This is a genomic window from Leisingera sp. M527 (assembly GCF_025141525.1).
Classification (GTDB): domain Bacteria; phylum Pseudomonadota; class Alphaproteobacteria; order Rhodobacterales; family Rhodobacteraceae; genus Leisingera.
Genome location: NZ_CP081037.1, coordinates 802,859 through 822,500 on the forward strand (window position 1 = coordinate 802,859; position 19,642 = coordinate 822,500).

At 62.8% G+C, this 19,642-nt stretch carries 20 protein-coding genes (1 of these 20 only partly in view); 8 read left to right on the plus strand and 12 right to left on the minus strand.

Features of this window, described 5'->3' with window-relative positions:
- Window positions 1-36 precede the first annotated feature (36 nt).
- From K3555_RS04085 to K3555_RS04095, 3 genes are read right to left on the minus strand one after another with little or no spacing between them, the layout of a single operon-like run.
- Window positions 37-1,539: a TRAP transporter large permease subunit gene (locus K3555_RS04085; protein WP_260007479.1), complete on the minus strand. Its 1,503-nt coding sequence runs from the start codon at window positions 1,537-1,539 to the stop codon at window positions 37-39.
- Window positions 1,539-2,135: a TRAP transporter small permease subunit gene (locus K3555_RS04090; RefSeq protein WP_260007480.1), complete on the minus strand. Its 597-nt coding sequence runs from the start codon at window positions 2,133-2,135 to the stop codon at window positions 1,539-1,541. Before K3555_RS04090 ends, K3555_RS04085 begins: the two co-directional genes overlap by 1 nt.
- Window positions 2,128-2,913 carry an N-formylglutamate amidohydrolase gene (locus tag K3555_RS04095; protein ID WP_260007481.1) on the minus strand — a complete coding sequence of 262 codons (786 nt, stop codon included), beginning with the start codon at window positions 2,911-2,913 and terminating at the stop codon, window positions 2,128-2,130. The genes K3555_RS04090 and K3555_RS04095 overlap by 8 nt, the downstream gene beginning before the upstream one ends.
- Before the next feature lie 152 nt (window positions 2,914-3,065).
- Here K3555_RS04095 and K3555_RS04100 point away from each other — a divergent pair, with 152 nt between their 5' ends.
- From K3555_RS04100 to K3555_RS04115, 4 genes are all read left to right on the plus strand, one after another.
- Window positions 3,066-3,938: a MurR/RpiR family transcriptional regulator gene (locus tag K3555_RS04100; protein ID WP_260007482.1), complete on the plus strand. Its 873-nt coding sequence runs from the start codon at window positions 3,066-3,068 to the stop codon at window positions 3,936-3,938.
- Between the two features lie 87 nt (window positions 3,939-4,025).
- Window positions 4,026-4,367 carry a hypothetical protein gene (locus tag K3555_RS04105; RefSeq protein WP_259994608.1) on the plus strand — a complete coding sequence of 114 codons (342 nt, stop codon included), beginning with the start codon at window positions 4,026-4,028 and terminating at the stop codon, window positions 4,365-4,367.
- Window positions 4,368-4,417: 50 nt separating this feature from the next.
- Window positions 4,418-4,768, plus strand: a complete 351-nt coding sequence (locus tag K3555_RS04110) for a RidA family protein (protein ID WP_260007483.1) — start codon at window positions 4,418-4,420, stop codon at window positions 4,766-4,768.
- Between the two features lie 269 nt (window positions 4,769-5,037).
- Complete coding sequence (locus K3555_RS04115; RefSeq protein WP_260007484.1) at window positions 5,038-6,081, plus strand: Ldh family oxidoreductase; 1,044 nt, start codon at window positions 5,038-5,040, stop codon at window positions 6,079-6,081.
- A 72-nt stretch (window positions 6,082-6,153) separates the two neighbouring features.
- Here K3555_RS04115 and K3555_RS04120 read toward each other — a convergent pair whose 3' ends face one another.
- The 9 genes from K3555_RS04120 to K3555_RS04160 all read right to left on the minus strand — a co-directional run bounded on the left by K3555_RS04120 (window position 6,154) and on the right by K3555_RS04160 (window position 16,042).
- Complete coding sequence (locus K3555_RS04120; RefSeq protein WP_260007485.1) at window positions 6,154-7,428, minus strand: aspartate aminotransferase family protein; 1,275 nt, start codon at window positions 7,426-7,428, stop codon at window positions 6,154-6,156.
- Between the two features lie 66 nt (window positions 7,429-7,494).
- A complete protein-coding gene (locus K3555_RS04125) occupies window positions 7,495-8,598 on the minus strand; it encodes a mandelate racemase/muconate lactonizing enzyme family protein (protein ID WP_260007486.1) in 1,104 nt (367 codons plus the stop codon).
- A complete protein-coding gene (locus K3555_RS04130) occupies window positions 8,595-9,185 on the minus strand; it encodes a dimethylsulfonioproprionate lyase family protein (protein ID WP_260007487.1) in 591 nt (196 codons plus the stop codon). Before K3555_RS04130 ends, K3555_RS04125 begins: the two co-directional genes overlap by 4 nt.
- A gap of 4 nt (window positions 9,186-9,189) precedes the next feature.
- The gene (locus tag K3555_RS04135) at window positions 9,190-10,299 is read right to left on the minus strand and encodes a mandelate racemase/muconate lactonizing enzyme family protein (protein WP_260007488.1); all 1,110 of its coding nucleotides are present in this window, start codon (window positions 10,297-10,299) and stop codon (window positions 9,190-9,192) included.
- Window positions 10,296-10,580 (minus strand): cupin domain-containing protein, encoded by a 285-nt coding sequence (locus tag K3555_RS04140; protein ID WP_260007489.1) that lies wholly within the window; start codon window positions 10,578-10,580, stop codon window positions 10,296-10,298. Before K3555_RS04140 ends, K3555_RS04135 begins: the two co-directional genes overlap by 4 nt.
- An 87-nt stretch (window positions 10,581-10,667) precedes the next feature.
- A complete protein-coding gene (locus K3555_RS04145; protein ID WP_260007490.1) occupies window positions 10,668-11,780 on the minus strand; it encodes a mandelate racemase/muconate lactonizing enzyme family protein in 1,113 nt (370 codons plus the stop codon).
- A 15-nt stretch (window positions 11,781-11,795) separates the two neighbouring features.
- Complete coding sequence (locus K3555_RS04150) at window positions 11,796-12,404, minus strand: dimethylsulfonioproprionate lyase family protein (protein WP_260007492.1); 609 nt, start codon at window positions 12,402-12,404, stop codon at window positions 11,796-11,798.
- Window positions 12,401-13,483 carry an alcohol dehydrogenase family protein gene (locus K3555_RS04155; RefSeq protein ID WP_260007493.1) on the minus strand — a complete coding sequence of 361 codons (1,083 nt, stop codon included), beginning with the start codon at window positions 13,481-13,483 and terminating at the stop codon, window positions 12,401-12,403. The genes K3555_RS04150 and K3555_RS04155 overlap by 4 nt, the downstream gene beginning before the upstream one ends.
- A 99-nt stretch (window positions 13,484-13,582) precedes the next feature.
- On the minus strand, window positions 13,583-16,042 hold the full coding sequence (locus K3555_RS04160; RefSeq protein WP_260007494.1) for an FAD-dependent oxidoreductase: 2,460 nt from the start codon (window positions 16,040-16,042) through the stop codon (window positions 13,583-13,585).
- Window positions 16,043-16,112: 70 nt separating this feature from the next.
- On the opposite strand from K3555_RS04160, the gene K3555_RS04165 reads away from it, so the two are divergent.
- The 4 genes in view from K3555_RS04165 to K3555_RS04180 are tightly spaced (at most 5 nt apart) and all read left to right on the plus strand, a layout consistent with a single transcriptional unit that may run on beyond the window.
- Window positions 16,113-17,000 carry a MurR/RpiR family transcriptional regulator gene (locus K3555_RS04165; protein ID WP_259990382.1) on the plus strand — a complete coding sequence of 296 codons (888 nt, stop codon included), beginning with the start codon at window positions 16,113-16,115 and terminating at the stop codon, window positions 16,998-17,000.
- Window positions 16,997-18,097 (plus strand): aromatic ring-hydroxylating dioxygenase subunit alpha, encoded by a 1,101-nt coding sequence (locus K3555_RS04170; protein ID WP_259994595.1) that lies wholly within the window; start codon window positions 16,997-16,999, stop codon window positions 18,095-18,097. The genes K3555_RS04165 and K3555_RS04170 overlap by 4 nt, the downstream gene beginning before the upstream one ends.
- Window positions 18,098-18,102: 5 nt before the next feature.
- A complete protein-coding gene (locus K3555_RS04175) occupies window positions 18,103-19,557 on the plus strand; it encodes an aldehyde dehydrogenase family protein (protein WP_260007495.1) in 1,455 nt (484 codons plus the stop codon).
- 1 nt (window position 19,558) lies between these two features.
- Window positions 19,559-19,642: the beginning of a carboxymuconolactone decarboxylase family protein gene (locus tag K3555_RS04180; RefSeq protein WP_259990388.1), read on the plus strand. It continues 294 nt past the right edge of the window; 84 of the gene's 378 nt are visible here — the first part of the coding sequence; its start codon is at window positions 19,559-19,561; its stop codon lies off the right edge, out of view.

Here is a 19,642-nt window from a genome sequence, read left to right on the forward strand (position 1 = left end):
TGAAATATCCGGCCCCTTGGCGGGACTCTTCCTTGGTTATTTTCCGTAGACATAGTCCGGCAGCCACAGGGCGATTTGCGGGAAGACCATGATCAGGGCCAGGGCCAGCACCATCACTGCGGCAAAGGGGATGATCGAGACATAGATGTCCTTCAGCCCGATTTCCGGCGGCGCCATTGCCCGCATCAGGAACAGGTTATAGCCGAAAGGCGGTGTCATATAGGCGATCTGGGTGGTGATGGTATAAAGCACCCCGTACCAGATCAGATCAAACCCAAGCGCCCCCACCAGCGGCACGTAAAGCGGCGCCACGATCACCAGCATTGCGGTGTCGTCCAGGAAGGTGCCCATGATGATGAAGCTCAGCTGCATCAGGATCAGGATCATCCAAGGGGACAGGCCCAGCTTGGTGGTGAACAGGTCTTCGATGGCTTTGACTGCGCCGAGGCCGTCAAAGATCGCGCCAAAGGCCAGTGCCGCCAGAATGATCCACATGAACATGCAGGAGATGCCAAGGGTCGAGCGCACCGAAGTCTCAAACACCTCCTTGGTCATCCGCCCCTTCAGCACCGCGGCGATGAAGGCCGTCATGGCACCGATCGCCGAGCTTTCCACCAGCGAGGTCCAGCCGTTCACAAAGGGCACCATCATCGCGGCAAAGATCGCCAGCGGCAGCACGCCGGAGAACAGCAGGCGGTACTTCTCCTTCATGAACACGTCTTTGTAGAACAGGGCGTTCTTGCGGGTCAGGAAGGACAATGCGCCCAGGGCCAGCGCCATGCCAAGCGCGGGTTTGGCTTCCAACGTTCCAGTCTTGATCAGCAGCGGCACCAGCACCAGCGCGCCCAGCACGATGTAGTTCAGGCGCAGCGGGTGGTCGGTGATCTGCTCGTATTCCGCCAGATCCTCGGGGTGCATGGCCGGACCCAGATCGGGCTGCATGCGAGAGCGGACATAGATGTAGATGATGAACATGGTGGCCATCAGCAGGCCGGGGATCACACCTGCCAGCCACAGCTGGCCCACCGGCTGACGCGCAATCATCGCATAAAGCACCAGCACAACCGACGGCGGCACCAGGATACCCAGCGAGGACCCGGCCTGGATAGTGCCGGTCACCAGGATCTTGTCATAGCCGCGGCGCAGCAGTTCCGGCAGCGCGATAGTTGCGCCAATCGCCATGCCTGCCACTGACAGGCCATTCATCGCCGAGATCAATACCATCAGGCCGATCGTGCCGATGGCGAGCCCGCCTTTCACTGGCCCCATCCACACGTGGAACATCCGGTACAGATCATCAGCGATCTTTGATTCCGACAGCACATAGCCCATGAAAATGAACATCGGCAGGGTCAGCAGCGGATACCATTTCATCAGCTTCATTGCCGCAGAGAACGGGATCTCGACCCCGCCGGTGCCCCACAGAAGCATGCCCGCAACAGCCCCGACAAAGCCGATGGCGCCAAACACCCTCTGGCCGGTCATTAGCATCAGCATCATGCCGGCAAACATGACGATAGCAATCCATTCGTAGGACATCAGATTTCAACTCCGCGCAGGCGTCCGATATCCCGGAACAATTCGGCAAGGCATTGCAGCAGCATCAGAAAGACACCGAAGCAGAGGATGGTTTTTACAGGCCACAGGAAGGGGCGCCAGGCGGTGGAACTGCGCTCGAGATAGCCGAGCTTTTCGCCCGCAGCGGCGGGTCCTTCGCTCAGCAGCGTTTTCAGCAGGTCCCAGAAGAACTGCACGGGTTCTATACCGAAATACCCCAGTGAATAGGCCGTAGAGCTGAGCGCGCCGTACATCAGGATTACAAGGTAGCTGATCAGGAACAGCACGGTGAACGCATCAACCATCGCCTTGGTTTTCGTCGACCAGCCGCCGTAAAACAGGTCCATCCGCACGTTTGACCCCATTTGGATCGAATAGGGTCCGCCCAGAATGTAATAGGCCACCATCACAAACTGCGCCGTCTCCAGCGTCCAGTGCGACGGGTTGAAAAAAGTCTTGGACACCGACGACCACAACAGCACCCCGATCAGGGCAAAGATCAGATACATGGCAAAGCGGCCGATGAAACGGTTCATCGCGTCAATGCCGCGCACATAGGCCCTTATTACTTTAGGCACCAAAGCCCCCTTCCGCCGCCAGCGCGGCCAGGGCCGGGCGCAGCAATGTCAGCATTTCTTCTGCCATGGCCTCTTCTTCTTCCGGCGTGGTCACCAGATCGTTGCGGATTTCGATCATTACATTGGCCAGCCCGTGTGCCAGCCCGTGGATCTTCAGAGAATGGGTGACGCCATCCGCCGGGCCATAGGGTTCATTGCGCTCCACCCGTCGGTGCGGCAGGGCAGGGGCCGCGGCCAGCATGGCGTCAGCCAGGCGGCTGTCGGCGTCGTGCAGGATGCCGATTTCGACCGCGCGGTTTTCGCCGTAATAGACCGGGGTAAAGCTGTGCATGGTGACCAGAACGGTTTGCAGCCCGGCATCCTTGCGGGCCTTGATGACCTCGGCGACAGTGCTGCAGAACGGGGCATAGACCGTGTCCGCACGCTCCTGCCGCTGGGCGGCTGTCAGGTCTTTGTTGCCGGGCACCTCGACCAGTTCGGATTTCTCCGGCATCGCCGAGGCCGCTTCGGGCGGGCGGTTGCAGTCGTACACCAGCCGCGACACGGTGCTGGCCACCAGCGGTGCATTCAGGGCCTTAGACATATGCAGAGCAATGGCCCGCGCACCCGGATCCCAGGCGGCGTGGCTCAGCCGGTCCTGATCCCGCAGCCCCAGCCCGTCATAGCGCGCGGGGATATTGCTGGAGGCGTGCTCGCACAGCAGCAGAACCGGGCTGGCGCCCTCACGGTTCACCACCTCCACTGTCTCCGCTTGAGCGTGAGAATCGCTCTCTCGCATATGTTGCCCCCCTGCGATTTGGAAAAATCTTTCCATGAAGAGATATTTGTGTCAATATCTTTTCATGACCGGTTTCGCACAGAGATTCCTGAAACTTTCTTTTCAGGCCGGACCCGGATAGGAAAGTGTCTGTTCAAAGCAGGAATGCCCCGTTGACGAAATCGCCAGCCACCGTTCGCGAGTTGATCCGCGAGAGCTATTCCGCGCTCACCCAGTCCGAACGCAAGTTCGCAAACCTGCTGCTGGAAAATTACCCTGCGGCAGGATTGGCTTCGATCACCATTGTGGCCAGCAATGCTGATGTCTCGACACCGACCGTGGCGCGGATGGTGCAGAAACTGGGCTTCAAAGGATATCCGCAATTCCATCAGGCACTGCTGAAGGAACTTGAGGCGAAAGTCTCCGGCCCGACCAAGCGGCGGGACAATTGGGCGACCGAGGCGCCCGAGGGCCACCTGCTGAACAGATTTGCACAGGCCGTGACCGACAACCTGCAGCAGACGTTCTCAAACATCGACACCGCACAGTTCGATGCAGCTGTCCATCAGCTGTCAAACACCGAGGGGCGGCTTTATGTGGTTGGCGGCCGTATCACCCGGGCGCTGGCAGATTACGCCTTTACCCATTTTCAGGCGATCCGGCAGCGGGTCACCCATATGACGTCTTCCTCCGCCACCTGGCCCCATTACGTGCTGGACATGGTCGAGGGCGACACCCTGCTGCTGTTCGATGTGCGCCGTTATGAAACCAACCTGCAGCGCTTGGCCGAACTCGCCTCCGAACGCGGGGTAAAGATTGTTCTGATCACGGATCAATGGGCCAGCCCGATTGCGTCGGTTGCCGAACATACCTTCAACTGCTGGGTCGAGATCCCATCGGCCTGGGACTCCAACATTTCCACCATGATGCTTTTGGAGGCGATGATCGCCGCCACCCAGGAAGAAAGCTGGGACAAGACCAAGGATCGCTACGACCGCCTGGATGAGCTGTTCGATATGACCCGCCTGTTCCGCAAGTTCTCCTGACCAGAAGACAGGCTGCTGCATGGACATTGACCTCCGGTTGCGCCTTACTGGGCTTCAGGCCGGTTTCTTTCAGGCAGGAGTATTCAAATGCGACTAATCGGAATTCTGGCGCTGGCAGCATTTGCTGCAGCACCCGCCGCGGCCAACCCGCTCAGCCGCATTCTGGCCACGTCAGGGCTGACGCCGCAGGACACCAATATCATGCGTCAGGCCGAACAGTCTCTGCTGGCCGAGGCGCAGGTCGGCACTGGCAAGCGGGCCGAATGGACCAACCCGGACAGTGGCGCACATGGCGAGGTCCGGGTGGCCGGCAAGGAGGGTGACTGCTTGCTCCTGCAGCATCAGGCCTTTCTTAAGGACAGCCAGGACCCCAAGCAGGTCCGGCGCAGGTTTTGCCCGTCGGGGGCTGACTGGCTGCTGACCCAGTAACCGGGCGCACAAGCGTAAAACGTTCCATTCAGTGCAAGGGAGATAATATGATGACTGATATTACCCGCAAACACACCGGCCAGCGCATGAGCCAGATCGTGACCCACGGCGATACTATCTATCTGGCAGGCCAGGTCGGCACAGCCGGTGCCAGCGCCGCGCAGCAAACCCAGGATTGCCTGGACAAGATCGACGCGCTGCTGGCCGAGGCCGGCAGCAGCAAGACCCGCATTCTGCAGACGGTGATCTGGCTTGCCGACATGAAGGATTTTGCCGGGATGAACGCAGTTTGGGACGCCTGGGTCCCCGAAGGCCACGCTCCGGCGCGTGCCTGCGGCGAGGCAAAGCTGGCCCGCGAGGATTTTCTGGTCGAATTTATCGTCACCGCTGCCAGGGCCTGATCCCGGTGGCAGTCCAGTTCAGGACTCCTATCGCTCCTGCGCCGCCCGTGCATGCCCTAGGTTGCGCTTAGTGGCTTGAAACGCGGCAGTCTGGTGAAACGGGATAACAATGTCTTGCAGCATGGATTGTTCTTTTTACCTTCTTTTCCCGCTGCTGCACGGCGGTAGAGTGATTGGTGCAGGCAGGGGGACGGAGTGCGCGGCATGGCAGATCAATCTCTTTCACACAGCAGCCAGGGCCCAATACCCTGCTGGGGGCGCATGCGTTGATGCAATCACCAGCTTCCAAGCTCACCCTTCGGGGCAGCCGCACATCCGTCGAAGCGGCTGAGGCGGAAGGCCTGATCCGTAGAATTTTCACCAACCTGGGGTACAGCCCGGAAGTTTCGGCGCAGGTGGCGCATCATTTGGCCGACACCAGCCTGTGCGGCGTGGAAAGCCACGGCGTCATGCGGGTGCTGGAATATGCCAATCAAACGCGGTCAGGCTATCTTGATCCCAAGGGCACAGCGCGTGCCTTCCGGGACAGCTGCGGTGTGATGCGGGTCGAGGGCGGCGGCGGCATTGGCATCCCGGCGATGCAGCTTGCCTACGAAACCGGCATCGCCGAGGCGCGGGAGCGCGGGATTTCGGCGCTTTCCATCCGTCATGCGGGTCACACTGGGCGCCATGGCGCCTTTGCCGACATCGCGGCAGAGCAGGGGTTCCTGACCATCTGCATCGGCGGCGGCAACCGGCAGACCTGGCGCCAGGTGGCGCCCCATGGCGGGGCGCAGGCCAAATTGCCGACCAATCCCTGGTGTGCAGGCATCCCGGGCGGCGCCCAGGGGCCGGTGGTGCTGGACTTTGCAACGTCCAAAATTGCCGGCGGCTGGATCTACGCTGCCAAATCCGCGGGCGCTCTGCTGCCGGAGGGCTGCGTGATCGACCGCAATGGCAATCCGACCCGCGATCCCGAAGATTATTTTGCGGGCGGTGCCATCCTGCCTGCCGGCGCGCAAAAAGGCTTTGCGCTGGCGCTGGTGGCTGAACTCATCGGCGAGGCGATGCTGGGGCCGTCCACAACCGAATGCAACTGGCTGCTGATCACCCTGGAGACCTCCCGGTTCCGCGCCGCGCCGGCCATGCAGGCCGCGGCTGAAGACGTGCTGGCCGATCTGCGCAGCTGCCCGCCGGCACCGGGGGTCGAGCGGGTGGAGATCCCAGGAGAGCGCGAACGCAACCACCGTGCTGCTTCAGAGGGGCGGATCGCGGTGCCACTGGAGACCTGGCGCCAGATCCAGGAGCTGGCCGAAAGCCTGGGGGCGGCATGAACCGATGAGCGGCGGTGCCTACAGGACCCGCCGCTACACCTGGGTTTTGCAGCCCGGCAAAAACCGCCTGGATCAGTCCAGAGCCATTGCCGCCTTGCGGATGGCTGCTTCGGTCTGTTGCAGATCCTCTTCGGTCAGGGCCAGGCTTGGGTAGGTCTTGCCTGGCGACTTGAAAATGCCCTCCGCGCGCAGCACCGCATTGTACCGTCTGGTGCGCTCCGCATTGCCCGCCTGGGTATCGCGGTAGTCCCGGACTTTGCTGTCCGTGAACACAACTTCGAACAGCGCAGGCTCCCCGACGATCCGGAACGGCACCCCGGCCTCTTCCAGCGCCGCACTGGTTGCCTGCATCAGCCGCTTGCCGGTGCCGTTCAACCGGTCATAGGCGCCCTCGCGGCGCAGCACTTCCATGGTCTTGAGGCCCGCCGCCGCCGCCACCGGATTGCCCGACAGCGTGCCCAGCTGCATCAGCCAGCCCTCGGCGCCGACCTGCGTTTTGTCGAAATGCTGCATAATATCGGCACGGCCAACGATGGCTGCCAGGGGGAAGCCGCCGCCGATCACCTTGCCAAATGCCGCCAGATCCGGCGTCACGCCATACAGCTCCTGCCCGCCGCCGTAGGTGGAGCGGAACCCGGTCACCACCTCGTCAAATATCAGCAGGCTGCCGTGTTTCCGGGTCTCCTCGCGCAGCAGCTCCAGGAAACCCGGCAGCGGCGGCACGATGCGCTGCAGCGGTTCGGCGATGATCGCCGCAATCTCGTGCCCGTGCTCTGCCATCAGCTGCTTGATGTACTCAAAATCGTTGAACGGCGCGACCAGCACCTCGGCGGCGACCGATGGCGGGATGCCTGCGCTGTCCGGCACCGCTTGCGGAAAGTTCACCCGCACCGAGGGCGCCAGGCTCATCTGCGCCTCTGCCGACATGCCGTGATAGCCGCCCTCAAACTTCACGATCTTGGTGCGCCCGGTGAAGGCCCGCGCCAGCCGGATCGCATACATGTCCGCCTCACCGCCGGTGGAGACATAGCGCAGCTGTTCGGCGCAGGGTACTGCGCGGCAGATTTCCTCGGCCAGCTCAATGCCGCGGGTGTTGCTGGCAAAGAAGGTCATACCCTTCGGCAGCTGCTCCAGCACCGCCTCCATCACTTCCGGATGGCCATGGCCCAGCATCATCGGACCGGAGCCGATCAGATAGTCGATGTACTCCTTGCCGTCTTCATCCCACACACGCGCACCCTTGCCCTCGCGGATGACGATACCGGGGTCGAAGTTGCCAAAGCCGCCCGCGGGCAGCACCGCGCGGGCGCGTTCGGTCCATTCAGCCTGGGAGAGGATCTTTTCCATGTCTTCAATTCCTGTTGAGGGCCGGGTTGCCCGAAGTTAGGTGGAATTTGACCAAGAAGTCAAAATTTATTCGATCACAGCTGCGGGAGCGCCCAACCCCTTGCGGTCAGGCCGCACGCCAAGGCCGGGGCCTTCGGGCGGGGCGATGCGGCCATTGCGGCGCTCTGGACCTGCCGGGTCCAGCCGCGGGCTAACGTAGGAGGACAGGTCGCAGACGTTCATCAGCCGCAGCGGATCGGTGGACGCACCCAGATGCAGAAGGGCAGCGGTGGTAATGTCGGAGCCCCAGGTGTCCTCGATGCACATCTTGGCGCCCAGATGCAGGCACAAGTCCCGCGCCCGGCGCGAGGCTGACAGCCCGCCGAATTTCGACAGTTTGATGGCAACCGCATCCATAACGCCCGCCGCATGGCCTGCCAGCAGCGAAGCTGTATCATGGGCGTTTTCATCCAGTTTCATCGGCAGGCCGCAAGACGCGCGCACCCGGGCGCAGTCCTTGATGGTGGCGCAGGGCTGTTCCAGCATGATGTCCAGATCTGCAACAGCCCGGCCCACGCGGGAGGCATCCAGCGAGGATGCACCGCAGTTCCAGTCGCCATAGACCAGTGGCCCGCTGCCGATTGCCTCGCGCACCATCCGCAGACGGGCTGCATCCGCCTGCCAGTCACGGTCCGCGCCGAGTTTTACCTGAAACTGGGTGATGCCGGTGGCCTGCGCCTCGCAGGCAATGCGCGCCATCTCCTCGGGTGCAACACAGGTGATTGAATGATAAAGCGGCATATCCGCCTGCCGCTGACCGCCGAGCAGAGCATGAAGCGGCAGGTTTGCCGCCTGCGCGGTCAGGTCCCACAGAGCAATGTCGATGGCTGATTTGGCATAGGCATGCCCCTGCAGCCAACTGTCCAGCTTCGCCATCACCGCCTCTGGCCCCACCGGATCGGCACCCAGAAGAACCGGCGCCATCTCCTTGATCGCAGGCACCACGCCGCGGGCATAGGCTGGCAGGTAGTGCGGGATCGGGCAGACCTCGCCCCAGCCGGTCAGGCCGGTATCGGTGTCCAGCGCCAGCACCACGCTTTCGACTGTGCCGCAGGTCTTGCCCTCGGCCATGTAATAGGCGGTGTGGCTGGTCAGCGGCACATGCCACAGGGATATCCGGGTGATTTTCATTCGCGTGTTCCCAGGTCGGATTTTTTCAAGAGATCTTCACCGCGCCAGAACGCCGCCGCCAGCAGCGGACCCGGCACCATATCAATGGCATGTTTCTGATGCGGCGCGTGGTGGATGGTGTCTCCCGGCCCGGCATCCTGTGCCGCGCGGCCTTCGGAATGAAACCGGGCCTGGCCTGCGAGGATCAGATAGGTTTCCTCGGGCGCGTGCGAATGTTCACCGTAATGCTGTCCGGCTCCCCAGTAGCCGATGGACAGGCGCATTTCATCACTTTGGTACAGCCCCTCGGGCGAGACCATATTGACCCAGCCGTAATTGTCCAGCCAGTCGCGGGAGAAGCTGTCGGCCTCAGTGTAAGTCTGCTGCCAGCGCAAAGCCGGAATCGCGTCAATGAGGGCCGCCACGGCGTCCTGCGCCGGGCCGTCTTGTGCCCAGCGCGTGCGCAAGGCGCTGATCTTGCCGCAGACCGGCAGACGGTGCAGTGCAACCTCCAGCAGCGGCAGGCTTTGCATCCGCGCGGCAAACCAGCCCAGGCCCTCAGTCCGGGCAGCCAGTTGTGTCAGCTCATGCAGCAACTGTGCAGGCATCGCGTTAGCCTCCGTAGACCGCAACCGGGTCCCCCAGCGCGCCTTCTTCCGGCATCACGCCGAGGCCGGGCAGGGAGGGCGGCACCGCTACCCCTGCGTCATTGCGCGCGCCCTGGCCGGGCACCGGGTCCACGTCCAGATGATAGTGGCAAAGCCAGCTTGCCAGCCGGTTTGCGTCCGGTGTCGAGGCGGCCAAATGGATCGCCGCAGTATCGGCCAGCGCCGAGCCGCCCAGATCCTCGATATGCATCTGCCAGCCCACCGAGACGCCAAAGTCGCGGATCTGCCGCGCCCGGGTCAGCCCGCCGACGCGGTTGGGTTTCACCTTTACCCCCTCGCAAGCGCCACGCTTCCAGGCCTCCAGGTGGTCGCCGAACGTATGCATGCATTCATCCAGCATGATCGGGTTGGAGACCCGCGACGCCACATGGGCGCATTGATCCAGCGTTTCGCAGGGCTGCTCCACCCAGTCGCGGGCCTTGACCGAGTTTAGCACCTCCACCGCGACCCCCGGCTGCCAGGCGCGGTTTACGTCGAAGGTCACCTTGTGGCCCTTGGGCAAGCCTTCCGAGATCGCTTCGATCCGGTCGATGTCGAGGCCAATGTCAGTGCCGCCGACCTTGGCCGAATGCACAGTATAGCCTTTTTGCGCGGCACGGGCGATCAGCGCCAGCATCTCTTCCGGGCTGCCGGTGGAAATGGAGGAGTTTACCAGTACCGGCGCCGCCTCGGCCCCGCCCAGAAGCTGCCACAGCGGCAGGCCTGTAGCCTTGCCGAGAATATCCCAGCAGGCCATGTCGACCGGCGACTTTACATACGGATGCCCCGGCAGCTGCACATCCATCACCCGGTTCACGTGATCCAGGCAGCGCGGGTCCAGCCCGATCAGAGCCGGTGCCAACGTTTCAATTCCGGCCCGGATCCCCGGCCCGTGTGCGGGCAGATAGGTATGCCCCCAGGGGCAGCCTTCCCCCCAGCCCGAGATGCCCTCGTCGGTATCAATGCGCACAAACGTGCTGTCGAGCTTTTCGAACTTCAGCCGCCCGCCCGAAAGGTAATAGGGCTCGGTCAGCGGCATATCGAGCTGATAGACGGTGATCCGGGTGATTTTCATTTCAGCTCCACTTCCACAAAACTCATCTGGGTGTCTCCGGCGTTGATGACATTATGCTCGACGCCCTCGTCGCGGCGGTAGGCTGTCCCCGCGGGGACAGTGACTTTTTTTACGTTGCCGCCCGGCATCTCCAGCCGCATGTGGCAGTCGGTGACGGCGGTGATCACGTAATCCATCGCGTGCCAGTGCCAGCCGGTTTCAGCGCCGGGGGCAAAGTCGAAACGGGTTACGCGGACGCGGGTATCGTCGATCATCTGGGTGGCTTGGGCTGCGATGGCCATGGCAATTCTCCTGATTGAATACCTGTCTAGCCTAGGCCCGCCCGCGGCTGGGGCCGCGAGCCAGACAGGACAAGGGGATCAGGCCAGTCATCCAGCGTCTCCGAACTCCGCCACCGGCGTGCCAAGGCTTTCGAAATCCGGCGTCACCCCCAGGCCCGGAGCGTCCGGAGCGTAGAGTTTGCCGTTTTCCGCGCGCGGACCGCCGATGCCGGTTGAGTGGGTGTTGTAGTTCATCAGGTCGGTGGTGTTGTGCAGGTATTCCTCGGGCGTGGTGGCGGCGAAATGGGCCAGCGTGGCGCTGGCAATTTCGCCGCCCCAGGTGTCTTCGGCCACCACCGGCAGGCGGTTCTCGACCAGGTAGTCCCGCACCCGGCGCGCCTTGGAGATGCCGCCGAGGTTGGAGATTTTGAGGCAGACCAGATCAGCGCCATGATCCGCCACGATGCGCTGGGCGGCCTGCATGCCGGTGACGCATTCATCCAGCTTCATCGGCAGGTCGGTGCGCATCCGCACCTGCTGGCATTCCTCGTAGGTGCGGCAGGGCTGTTCCAGGATATAGTCCAGATCCCTGGTTGCCCGCGCCACCCGCAGCGCATTGTCGACCCGCCAGCCTTGGTTGGCATCAGCCATCGCCTTTTCGCCGGGCTTCAGCAGCGGCACGGTGGAGCGGATGCGGTCGATATCCGCGGCCCAGTCGCCGCCGACCTTGACCTGGAACTGGCGGTAGCCTTGCGTTCGGTAGCGGTTCATCTCGGCGATGGTTTCCGCGGTGCCCTTCTGCGGCGCCACCCGGTACATTGGCGCACCATCGGTCAGCTTGCCGCCCCAGAGCCGCCACAGCGGCGCGTCCAGAGACTGGCCCAGAATGTCCCAGCAGGCGGCATCAAACGGGGCCTTGGCATAACCGTGCCCCTGCACCAGATGGTCCATGATCCGTTCGATCCGGGCCACATCGCGCGGGTCCTCGCCGATAAGGGCGGGCGCCACCAGCCGGGCCAGCGCTGGTACGCCCTCGGAATGGGCAACCATGTAGTTCTCGCCGCAGGGGGTGAACTCGCCGCAGCCCTGCAGGCCTGCGTCGGTGTCGATCACCACCACCGAGGCGGTGGCGGTTTCAATCGCATTGCCTGCGCCCCAGACATAGGCGCCGCCGGCGTAAGGAAGGCCGGTTTGGAAGACGCGGATACGGGTGATCTTCATCAGTAAGGTCCTGTCTCAGTCCGGGGACATGGCCGGATCATCCGCCAGCCCCTCGCCGCGCCAGAAGACGAAGCAGAGGATCGGATGCTCGTTGGTGATCATCGCATGCGGCTGGTTTGGCCCGTGCATCTTGGTGTCACCCGGAACCAGCCGCCTGACCTCTTCGCCCTTGGCCATGAAATCGGCGCTGCCGGACAGGATGGTATAAAGCTCTTCAGGGGCGTGCTGGTGCCAGGGATAGTCCAGTCCAGGGCCCCAATAGCCAATGGTCATCCGCGTTTGGAGTGAATGGAAATGCCCCGTTGGCCCAACCAGTTCAAACCAGCCGTAACGCAGCAGAAAGTCCTGGCCGACTTCCTCTTCAGTATAGGTGTGGCGCCATTCCGCATGCGGCGCCAGGGCAATGATCGCTTGCTGCAGGGCGCGCACCTCAGCCTCTGCCGGGATGCCTTTGGCGGCATAACCGGGGTCGGATTGCACCAGTGCTGCGCCGGGAACCTGATGTCCCTCGCGGCCCGCCCAGCGGATGTCGCTGGGCCAGGGCTGAAACTCTGCCAAGGCTGGCAAGGCGGCATGGAAGGCCTTGGCAGCCTCCAGCGCCTTATCAAACAGCGCCCGGCTCATGGGAGCACCACGATATTGCCGGTGTGCTTCTTGGCGATGAAGGCGGCCTGCGCCTCTTTCAAGTCCGCCAGCGGATAGGCTGCGGCCAGTGCCGGTTTGATTTCGCCCTTTTCGATATAGGAGATCACGTCGGTGAAGTTGCGGTGCGGAGTTACGGTGGAGCCGGTGAAGGTCAGGTCACGCAGGTAGAAGGTGCGCAGGTCCAGCTCGACCACCGGTCCGGCAATCGCGCCGGAGCAGGTGTAGCGGCCGCCGCGCTCCAGCACGCTGATCAGCTTGGGCCAGGCCGCGCCGCCGACCACATCGGCTACCACGGTGACCTTTTCTCCGCCAAGTGCAGCCCGCAGGTTTTCCGGCGACCGTGGCAGGATCAGGTCGGGGCCAAGCCCGGCCACCTCTGCATGTTTGGCCTCAGACGCCATGGCAATCACCCTGGCGCCGCGGCGTTTGGCAAGCTGGACCAGCGCGCCGCCAACCCCGCCCGAGGCGCCGGGGATCAGCACGGTGTCATCCGCATCCACATTGGCACGGCTCAGCATGCCCTCGGCGGTGACATAAGAGCAGGAAAAAGTGGCCAGCTCCGCATCGCTGAGGGGGCTGTTGACCACCGCAACACCGCGCACATCCGCCTTGGTGTATTCGGCAAAGCCGCCATCGCATTCGGAGCCGAAGTAGCCGGCCTTGTCCATGTTGCCGGGATCGTCCCAGTCACGGACCCAGCCGCCGGCCATGACGCGCTTGCCGATGAGCGCAGGGTCGGCCCCGTCGCCAACGGCCACCACATCGCCAACCGCGTCGGCCCCCTGGATGCGCGGGAAGGTGAGGGGGCGGCCGCCCCAGCTCGGGTCTTCATCGCCCGCTTCGTCAAAGGCGCCGCCGGTGGTGGCGCCTTTGACGGACTTGGAGTACCAGCCGGAGCGGGTGTTCACATCGGTGTTGTTCAGCCCGCAGGCGCCGACCTTGATCAGCACCTCCATTGGACCCGGCTGCGGCACCGGCCAGTCCTGGTGCCATTCGTATTTGTCCAGACCGCCGTGGCCGGTCAGAACCATCGCTTTCATTGTGTCGGGCAGGGTCATTTATTGCGTTTCCCTTTTGGCTATGGGGAGGGGGGCGCTGCCCCCGCCTTCGGCTCCCCCGGAGTATTTTTGAAAAGATGAAGGGGGCCTGTTGTTTGCTCATTCAGCCGGAGTGAGCTCCGCGTCGCTACGGGGCAGCAGGCTTTCGGGGTCATAAGCGGGGGCGCCCAGGATCCGGCCCTTGCGCGGGGTGCCTGCGATGATCACCTCAACCTCGGTGCCCGGCACATTGGCGTTCGGATTCACGTAGGCGAAGGCCAGGATCTTGCCAATTGTATGGCCATAGGCGACCGAGGCGGTGGAACCTGCGACCTGACCATCCAGCAGGACGGCTTCACCGCCGTGGCCGTCCGTGACGCCGTCTGGCTCAATCTCCAGATAGGCGCAGACCCAGGGCTTATCAGCGTCGTTCAGCGTCTTGTCCTTGCCCAAGTAAGCCTTGTCGGTGCGGGCAAAGCGCAGCAGGTCCGCCTCGGCCAGGGTCACTTCATTGGTGAGTTCGCCCGCACCCTTGAAACCCTTCTCCATCCGCATCGCATTCATCGCAAAGGAGCCGTAGTCGGCAATGCCATGCGCCTCACCTGCCGCCCACAGCGCGTCATAGACTGCCAGGGCGCTGCCGCGCGGGATGTGCAGCTCCCAGCCAAGTTCACCCGCATAAGACATCCGGAAGGCCCAGAGCTTATGGCCCGCAACTTCGATCTGTTGCGCGCTCAGCCAATTGAAGCCGGCGTTTGTCAGGTCCGCATTTGTGCAGCCGCCCAGGACCCTGCGGGCTTTCGGGCCGTTGAGAGCGATGGCAGCCCAATCGGTGGACAGCGTTGTGATTTTCACCTCTTCACCCGCGCGGTTCTGGTTCAGGTGGTCCAGCAGCCGCTGTTCAAAGAAGGCGGCGCAGACCAGGTAGTAGCGGCCCTCCGCCAGCTTCACCACGGTGGTTTCCAGCTCAATCCGGCCGCGGCGGTTCAGCATGTGGGCAAGGGCGATGCCACCCGCCTTTTGCGGCAGGCGGTTGGCGGTCAGCCGGTCCAGCAGGGCGGCGGCGCCAGGGCCTGAGACTTCGACTTTGGTGAAGGCGGAGATGTCCATGATACCCACGCCCTCGCGCACGGCCTTGCACTCCAGGCCGACCATATGGTGCACTTCGTTGCGCTTGAAGGAATAGTGGTCGCGTTGCTCCACACCGTTCCTGGCAAACCAGCGCGGGCGCTCGTGGCCGTAGACTTCCTCATAGACCGCGCCTTTGTCCTTCAGCCGCTCATAAAGCGGCGAGGGTTTGATTGGGCGGCCCGCCAGGCGGTTGAAATGCGGGAAGGGGATCTCGTGGCGCAGCTTGTAGTCCTCATGCGCCTTGGTCACCTGCCAGTCTTTGGTGGCGTAGGCGCCGAAACGGCGCGGGTCGTAGTCGCGCATCGAGATATCGGCGGCGCCATGCACCATCCAGCGGGCCAGCTCGCGGGTCAGACCCGGGCCCCAGCCGATGCCGATCTGGGTGCCGCAGCAGCACCAGTAGTTTTTGACGCCCGGCGCCGGGCCGATCAGCGGGTTGCCATCGGGGGGATGCGAGATCGCGCCATGCACCTCGCGCTGGATGCCGAGGTCGGCGAAGACCGGCATCCGGTTCAGGCTTTCCTCCAGCCAGGGCATCACCCGGTCGTAATCGGCATCAAACAGCCAGTTTTCGTAGTCCCATGGGCAGTGGTCGTGCCAGACCGAATTGCTGCCTTCCTTCTCATAAATCCCGATCAGGCCGCGCTTCTGCTCCATGCGGATATAGCCCGAGACCTGTCTGTCGTCGCGGATCACCGGCAGTTCCTTGTCCAGCGCCTCGAACTCCGGCACCGGTTCGGTCACGAAATAGTGGTGGGTCATCGAGGTCATCGGGAGCTGCAGCCCGGACCATTCGCCCATCTGGCGGGCATAGGTGCCGCCTGCGTTCACGACATGCTCGCAAGCAATGGAGCCCTTTTCCGTTTCCACGATCCATTCGCCATTGTCGGACTGGGTGATATTTGTTGCGCGGCAATGGCGGATGATGCGCACACCCAGCTGGCGGGCACCTGCGGCCAGTGCCATGGTGACGCCTGAAGGGTCCACGTGGCCGTCGTCCGGGGTGTGCAGCGCGCCCAGAACGCCGTCGAGGTTGTAGAAGGGGTGCTGCTCGGCGACCTTTTCCGGCCCAACCAGTTCGATGTTGAACCCCAGCGAGCGCCCGACGGACAGAGTGTGGCGCAGCCAGTCCATTTCATCCTCGGTATAGGCCAGGCGGAACGAGCCGCAACCGTGCCAGGTCACCGCCTGGCCGGTCTCTTCCTCCAGTTTCCCGGAATAGAGGCCGATGTTGTAGTCCACGCATTTGCCAAGGCCGAAGGAGCTGGTGGAATGGGTGATCTGCCCCGCAGCGTGCCAGGTCGAGCCGGACGTCAGCTCGGCCTTTTCCAGCAGAACCACCTCCGGGCCCCAGCCCTCATGTGCCAGGTGATAGGCCAGGCCCACCCCCATCACGCCGCCGCCCACGATGACCACGCGAGCCTGTGCCGGGAATTCTCTCTCAGCCATTTCGCTGTTCCTGATTGCAATGCGCTTTTCTGCTCGACAGGCTAATTCCATATTTGTACCATCGTCAATCATGAATGGCACAAATGTATCACTGACTGTTTTGGAGCGCCTCACGGAAGAGTGGGATGCGCTGACCCCCGAGGCCCAGAAGGCGGCCCGCTATGTGCTGGAAAATCCTGCGGATGTCGGGGTTTCCACCGTGCGCGAGATTGCCGGGGCGGCCAATGTGAAGCCCAACACCTTTGTCCGCATGGCGCGGCAGGTGGGCTTTGAAGGCTATGAGGATTTCCGCGCCCCCTTCCGCGAGGCGATTCGCAAAGGCGGGGTGTCGTTTCCCGACCGCGCCCGCTGGCTGCAGGATACGGCCAAGTCCGGTGAACTGGGCGCGCTTTATGCCGATATGGCGGGTGCTGCGATCCGCAATATCGAAGACACCTTTGCAGGGATCGACGCCAGCGCTTTGGAGGCAGCAGCGCATGCGATTTGGAATTCCCGCCAGGTGTTCACGCTGGGCGTCGGCGTCAACAACGCCAATGCCCGCAATTTCACCTATCTTGCCTCAACCGGCATGAAGCAATTCCACGCCATCCCGCGGCCCGGCTCGACGGCGGTGGATGACCTTGCTTGGGCGGACGGCCAGGATGTGCTGATCGCGATGACCTGCAAGCCCTACCGGGCCGAGGTGATCGAGGCGGTCCAGATCGCGCGCGAACAGGGGGTCGCCATTATCGGGGTCTCCGACAGCCCCGCCAGCCCGGTGGTCCTGAATGCGGATCATGGTTTTGTCGTTGCAGTGGATACGCCGCAATTCTTTCCTTCATCCGTCTCGACTATCGCTTTTCTGGAAACGCTGCTGTCCTTTGTGATTGCTGTCTCCAGCGAGGAAATTGTCGCGCGGGTGGAGAAGTTCCACAAACGCCGGCACCAGCTTGGCATCTACGCGGAGGACCCTGAATGAACGCAGCCCCGATCCATTCTCTTGAGGCGCGGTATTACATCGACCCGGTCCTCTTTGAGGCTGAGCGCAAGGGCCTTTTGGCGCGCAGCTGGCAGTTTGCCGGCCACGCCAGCCAGCTGGAAAACACCGGCGACTATTTCGCCTTTGAGATGGCCGGCGAAAACCTGTTCAGCATCAAGGGGCGCGATGGCGAAATCCGCACCTTTTATAATGTCTGCCAGCACCGTGCCCATCAGCTTGTCTCGGGGATCGGTACCACGCGGGTTGTGGTCTGCCCCTATCACGCCTGGACCTATGAGCTGACCGGCCAGCTGCGTGCCGGGCCGAACCTCAAATCGGTTCAGGGGTTCGACAAATCCAAGGTTTGCCTGACCGAAGTCCGCACCGAGGTTTTCCTCGGCTTTATCTTTGTGAACCTCGACCCGGAGGCGCGGCCGATGGAGGACTGGTTCCCGAATGTGCGGGCTGAGCTGGAGAGTTTTGTCCCCAATTGGGCGGACCTGAAGCCGCTGGAATGGGTGGGTATTCCGGAGGCCTGCAATTGGAAAGTTTCCGTTGAGAACTACTCTGAATGCTACCACTGCAGCTTGAACCACCCGACCTTCTCCACCGGGGTGATCAAGCCGGAAACCTATGACATCCAGCCTCAGGGTTACTGCCTGCGCCACACCACCGAGTGCAATTCGCTGGACCAGATGACTTATGACATCAATTCCGGTTTTGAAAACAACGAGAAATACTCCAGCTGGTTCCTCTGGCCGATGTTCTCCTTTCAGGTCTACCCGGGCAATCTGCTGAACACCTATCACTGGCGGGCAGTGGACGCTGATCACGTGGTGGTTTGGCGCGGCTGGTATTCCATCGGCGGCGAGGACAATGAAACCGTGCGCCGGATGGCGGTTCAGGACCGGGCAACCACGGTAGAGGAGGATATCCACCTGGTGGAGTCCGTGCAGCGCGGCCTCAAAAGCCGCGGCTATGTTCCCGGACCCTTGGTGGTTGATCCCTCTTGCGGAGTGAACTCGGAACATTCAATCCTGCATCTTCAGAAGTGGATGCGTGAAGCGGCAGACCACGATCTTGCAGCAGGGACCTAACGAATATGACACAGCTTGATGCCGAATGGCTGAATTACATCGACGGCGCCTGGGTGCCAGGCGGGGCAGGGTGGATTGATGTCACCAACCCGGCTAATGGCGAACTGCTGGCCCGCCAGGCGCTGGCTGATGCCGCCGATGTGGATCGCGCCGTGCAGGCTGCCCGCCGGCTGCATCTGTCAGGGGAGCTGTCATCGCTGCGCCCGATTGCGCGCGGGCGCATGGTGCAGGCGATGGGCCGCTACCTCTTGGACAATCTCGACGAGATCGCCCGTGTCCTGACACTGGAGCAAGGCAAGCCGCTTTGGGAATCCCGGATCGAGGTTGAGGGCGCCGCGCTCTACTTCGAATACTACGGCAATCAGGCCAGCACCGTCGAAGGCCGCTCGATCCCGCTGGGTGGCGGTTACTTCGACTGGACCGAGAATGAGCCGATGGGCGTCTCTGCCCAGATCATCCCCTGGAACTACCCGGTGGAGATGACCGCGCGTTCGCTGTCGGCTGCACTTGCCACCGGCAACGCTTGCGTGATCAAGACACCTGAGCTGACACCGCTTACCAATGCCTGGCTCGCCCGCGCGGCCGAGGCTGCCGGTTTCCCGGCTGGCGCGGTCAATATCCTCTGCGGTTATGGCCACGAAGCGGGCGCGGCACTTTCCGGTCACAGCCAGGTGAACCAGATCGTCTTCACCGGCTCTGTGCCCACCGGCATCCGTATCGCTACCGCAGCGGCTCAGAATGTGGTCCCTTGCGTGCTTGAGCTTGGCGGCAAATCCGCCGCCATCGTGCATGAGGACGCCGACCTCGACGCGTTTGAGAATGACATCCGCTGGGGTATCTATTTCAACGCAGGCCAGGTGTGCAGCGCCATGAGCCGGGTGATCGTGCACGAAAGCCGCCATGATGAACTGGTCGAGCGCGCGGTAAATGTGGCCAGCAGCCTGAACGTCGGCCCCGGCATCGACCGGCCGGAGTTTGGTGCCAATATGGGTGCGATGGTCTCGATGCCTCAGCGCGACCGCGCCCTGGGCTTCGTCCAGCAGGCGCAGGCAGACGGTGCCACCGTTGCCACCGGTGGCACGCCTGTTGGCAATGCGGGTGCGTTCCTGGCCCCGACCGTTGTTTCCGGCATCACCCCGAACGACAGCATCGCCAGCGAGGAAATCTTCGGCCCCGTCCTGTCGGTGCTCAAGTTCCAATCCGATGCCGAGGCGACCGCGATCGCCAACAGCACCGAATACGGGCTGGTCGGCGGCGTCTTCACCCGCGACCTGGACCGCGCCACCCGCTGCGCTCGCCAGCTCCGCGCAGGCCAGGTGTTTGTGAACGAATGGTATGCCGGCGGGGTCGAAACCCCCTTTGGCGGCTACGGCAAATCCGGCTACGGCCGCGAAAAGGGCCGCGAGGCGCTGTGGAACTACGTGCAGACCAAGAACATCGCCATGAGATTGAGAGGCTGAGATGAGCACATTTGACGAAGACCTGTTCCTGAAGGGCATGGAGCAGCGCAAGGCGACGCTTGGCGCGGAATACGTCGAAAGCAAT